This is a genomic window from Planktosalinus sp., assembly GCF_059864935.1.
In genome coordinates this window covers 1-4,050 of the sequence record NZ_JCBCCK010000413.1, presented here as the reverse complement: position 1 = coordinate 4,050, position 4,050 = coordinate 1, and the positions used below count along the sequence as shown (strand labels likewise).

Annotated in this window: 6 protein-coding genes; 3 read left to right on the top strand and 3 right to left on the bottom strand. The window is 37.3% G+C overall.

What is annotated here, in order from left to right; genetic code table 11:
• The coding region (locus tag AC6F75_RS12520; protein ID WP_500715395.1) for a trypsin-like peptidase domain-containing protein at positions 1–1,152 on the bottom strand (1,152 nt) is incomplete at its 3' end.
• Between the two features lie 113 nt (positions 1,153–1,265).
• Here AC6F75_RS12520 and dapF point away from each other — a divergent pair.
• From dapF to AC6F75_RS12505, 3 genes are all read left to right on the top strand, one after another.
• Positions 1,266–2,039: a diaminopimelate epimerase gene (gene dapF / locus AC6F75_RS12515; protein WP_500715393.1), complete on the top strand. Its 774-nt coding sequence runs from the start codon at positions 1,266–1,268 to the stop codon at positions 2,037–2,039.
• Positions 2,036–2,560 carry a GNAT family N-acetyltransferase gene (locus tag AC6F75_RS12510; protein ID WP_500715391.1) on the top strand — a complete coding sequence of 175 codons (525 nt, stop codon included), beginning with the start codon at positions 2,036–2,038 and terminating at the stop codon, positions 2,558–2,560. The genes dapF and AC6F75_RS12510 overlap by 4 nt, the downstream gene beginning before the upstream one ends.
• A gap of 75 nt (positions 2,561–2,635) precedes the next feature.
• Entirely contained in the window at positions 2,636–3,196 is a 561-nt protein-coding gene (locus AC6F75_RS12505; RefSeq protein ID WP_500715390.1) for a redoxin family protein, read from the top strand.
• Between the two features lies 1 nt (position 3,197).
• Here the strand turns inward: AC6F75_RS12505 and AC6F75_RS12500 are convergent, their stop codons facing one another.
• Together AC6F75_RS12500 and AC6F75_RS12495 are read right to left on the bottom strand one after the other, a co-directional pair.
• Positions 3,198–3,830, bottom strand: coding sequence for a methyltransferase domain-containing protein (locus tag AC6F75_RS12500; protein ID WP_500715388.1), 633 nt, complete (start codon positions 3,828–3,830; stop codon positions 3,198–3,200).
• 31 nt (positions 3,831–3,861) lie between these two features.
• Positions 3,862–4,050, bottom strand: a 189-nt coding sequence (locus AC6F75_RS12495) for a hypothetical protein (RefSeq protein ID WP_500715386.1), incomplete at its 5' end; no start/stop codon positions are given.

Sequence of the window (4,050 nt, the reverse complement as noted above, 5' to 3'; positions counted from 1 at the left end):
TACTTCAAGACCTAAATTTTCAATAGAATAGGTTTCAAGTTTAACTAATTTCACCGGCACAACAAGCTCTCTACCATTTCTTTCGATGCTCACCTGTACCACTTCATTGGGCCTTTTGGTTGTGAGATAGCCTGATAAATCTGAAAATCTGCTTATGCTGATGTTGTCCAGTTTTTTTATGACATCTCCTTTTCGCAATCCGCCCAGATCAGCTCCGCTACCTTTTTCAATATCAGAAATATAAACACCTTGCAAATTACCCGCTCCCAATTCTTTAGCCTCGTTTGAAGCCGGGTTCAACACCTGAATTCCCAAAATGGCTCTCTGAACATTGCCATATTCAAGGATGTCTTCAATGACTTTTCGGGTAACATTGGAGGGCACTGCAAACGAATAGCCGATAAATGAACCTGTTTGTGAGGTAATAGCAGTATTGATGCCAACCAGTTCGCCGTTTACATTTACCAATGCACCGCCACTGTTTCCTCGGTTTACGGCAGCATCAGTTTGTATGAAAGATTGCGGGTTGCCATCAAAATCACCTAAATTTCTAGCTTTTGCACTTATGATACCCGCGGTTACCGTAGAAGTCAAATTAAACGGATTTCCCACAGCAAGCACCCATTCACCAACTTTTATTGAATTTGAATCTGCGAATGGCACATAAGGCAAATCATTTTCGGTATTGATTTTTAAAAGTGCAATGTCTGTTCTTGGATCAGTGCCCACCAATTCAGCATCATAAGAAATGTTATTGTTGAGTACAACCTCGATTTGAGATGCATTGTCAATCACGTGGTTGTTGGTTACTATATAGCCATCAGGGCTGATGATGACTCCACTTCCTGACCCAACTATCTCACGTTGTTGACCTCTTCCGTAGAGGTATTCAAATATATTGGTGGGACCGGTGGTCACCGTTCGGTTTTTAATGTGTACTACAGCATTTACTGTTTTTTCGGCAGCAAATGTAAAATCGATGTTTGTGCCTTCAACAAAATTGGGGATTGAATAATTTGTGGGAATAAAACTGGTGATTTCACTCGGTGTAACACCCGAAACGGTTTCTTTTTCAACAAACATTTTGTATCCACCCAAGGTGATGACTCCCGAAAAAAGTGCAATAATAAATAAGCTTACATATTTCTTCATAGGTCTAAAATTTAAGTGTTTAAACATAATTTTTCGTAAAATTATTGGATTGTCACGGCAATTAAAATGCTTTTAACGGGCATTTAACAAGCCTCTTTCATTACCTTTGCAAGGTGCAATTTGACTTTTATAAATATCAAGGAACAGGTAACGATTTCATCATTATTGACAATCGGCAATTAACTTTTCCCAAAAATGATACCAAACGCATTCAGGCACTTTGCGACCGTAAATTTGGCATAGGAGCAGACGGATTAATCCTTCTGGAAAACCATCCCAACCTCGATTTTAAGATGGTTTACTTCAATGCTGACGGAAATCAAAGCAGCATGTGCGGCAATGGCGGAAGATGTCTGGTGCATTTTGCAAAACTTCTGGGAATCATCAATCAAAAGACATCATTTGAAGCTATTGATGGCATACACGAGGCTACCATAAATGAAGGAATTGTTTCTCTAAAAATGAATGATGTAGATTCAATTATAACTGAAAATGAGTATTCATTTTTAAATACAGGTTCACCACATCATGTAGAAATTTGCAATCAACTTGACCAACTGGATATTCAAACCGAAGGCGCAAAACTCCGCTTTGATAAATACGGAAAAGAAGGTGCCAACATCAATTTTGTAGAGCAATTAAATAATGACACTTTTTCAGTTCGCACTTATGAAAGAGGAGTAGAAGCAGAAACGCTTTCTTGTGGAACTGGAGTTACAGCTGTTGCCATAGCAATGCACAAAACAGGTAAAACAACTTCAGATAAAGTGATTTTAAAAACACCCGGTGGTGAGCTGAAAGTCACTTTTGAAGTTTCAGATTCAGGGTATAAAAATATTTATTTAATTGGTCCCGCAGTAATGGTTTTTAAAGGGGAATGGATATGATTCAGGGAGAAAAAATAAAACTTAGGGCACTTGAGCCGACTGACCTGGATTTTCTTTACCGGCTGGAAAACAACACCGAATTCTGGGAATATGGACACACTCAAACACCACTTTCAAAATTCGTTTTAAAACAATACCTCGAAAATTCATTCAGGGATATTTATGATGTAAAGCAACTGCGACTTGTGATTACTGATTTAGATGCCAAAGTAATCGGCCTGATAGATTTTTTTGATTTCGATCCAAAAAATAAAAGGGTAGGTTTAAGCATCATCATTGAAGATGCTGATCAACGCCGAAAAGGCTATGCTTTGGAAGCCATTCAACTGGTTTGTCATTATGCTTTTTCTAATTTAAATGTGCATCAGGTATATGCCAACATTTCTTCCGATAACAATAAGAGCTTGAAACTTTTTGAAAAGGCCGGGTTCAAGAAATCCGGTATTAAAAGGGATTGGAATTTTTATGGAGGTGAATTTAAAGATGAGGTGCTGTTTCAGTTATTCAATTCGAAAGAGTAATCTGTTAAGAATCTTACAATTTCTTTCTCCGGGCATTAAGTCAAACTATCTTTGCATTCTAATTTTCAAAAAAGAATGAAATTTCTCAAAAAGCATTTCTCAAACATCCTTTTCGGAATCTTTATTTTGCTTTTAATCATTCCTCAAACCAGAGCGCCCATTCAAGTGTTTTTACAGCGAATTATTGCTTTTAGTCCATCTACCATAAATGTTGAAAAGCGGGAAACACTGGCTGACTTTTCCTGGCGATTAAAAGAAGTCAATGGTTTGGGGGTCAATCTCCAAGAGTCTGAAAATCGTGTGATACTTATCAACCTTTGGGCAACCTGGTGTCCGCCTTGTATAGCAGAAATGCCCTCTTTGCAGAATTTATATGATGACTATGGTGAAAAGATGGATTTTTATTTTATTACAAGTGAAACTGAGCTAGTGATCAATGCTTTTATGGAAAGGCACAGCTATAATTTACCGGTATATCAACCACTGGATGATGCACCTATTCTGTTAAACTCAAGAGCACTTCCCACAACTTATGTCATAAATAAAAGTGGAGAAATTGTAATCAACAAAACCGGAGTGGCTAACTGGAACAGCGCAAAAACCCGTGAAATTCTGGATAAACTTATTGCGGAATAATTTAAAGACTTAAAACAATCAAGCGATGATCGATTTCAAGTTTGCTGAATTCAAACTCCTTTTGAATCCACCGCAATGATTTTTCGGTGTAAAAAATCACGTGGGTTGGGTCGTTTTTGTAATACCAGTTACCAAAATCTAAGTTTTCACTAAAAATATCGGTCATGCAATAAAGTTTCCCACCGGGTTTTAGAAGTGACTTTAGCAGCTGAAACTCTTCAAAAGGCTTGTGAAAATGTTCTATGACTTCGCAACAAACAATGTAGTCATAGTCTTGGTTGAGCATCGATTTATCGGGATGAAAGAAGGGGTCATACAAATTGAGTTTATAACTCTTATCATTTAAAACTTTAGTAATCACCGGCCCGGTTCCGGCACCAAAATCGAGTCCTATGCTATTATGAGGTTGAAAACTAACCTGAACAGCGTTGGTGATGGGAGAAACAAATTTTTGATAACGTATATCGTTAACATCATTGTTATGGGTTTCATAACGCACTTTTTCTGAATCGAAATCAGGAAAAGTTTCTCTGCTCCTTACAATTGAACCGCAATTTTTACAATCAAAAAAGCGGTGGTCTTTTTCAATGTGAATGGGTTTTTCAAGAATGGAATTACATAGGATACAGTTCATTTTATAAGTTGTGAAACAACTGAAACCCGGTTTACATCACCTCTTTGAGCTTTTTCAGTTTGGCTTTCCAAAGTTCAAGTTCGTCTTTGTGACGCTGAATGTTTTTGTGAACTTCTTTTACCATCGGGTTATTGTCGTCTACATATTGGAAAAAGCCAAGATTGTTTTCAAGCTGATTGATTTCCTGCTTAACTTCATCAATTCTTTTGGTGATAAACAT

Bases quoted from the DNA above. Each gene is read 5' to 3' on its own strand.
- AC6F75_RS12510 (WP_500715391.1), top strand. From the start codon at position 2,036: ATGATTCAGGGAGAAAAAATAAAACTTAGGGCACTTGAGCCGACTGAC.
- AC6F75_RS12505 (WP_500715390.1), top strand. From the start codon at position 2,636: ATGAAATTTCTCAAAAAGCATTTCTCAAACATCCTTTTCGGAATCTTT.
- AC6F75_RS12500 (WP_500715388.1), bottom strand. From the start codon at position 3,830: ATGAACTGTATCCTATGTAATTCCATTCTTGAAAAACCCATTCACATT.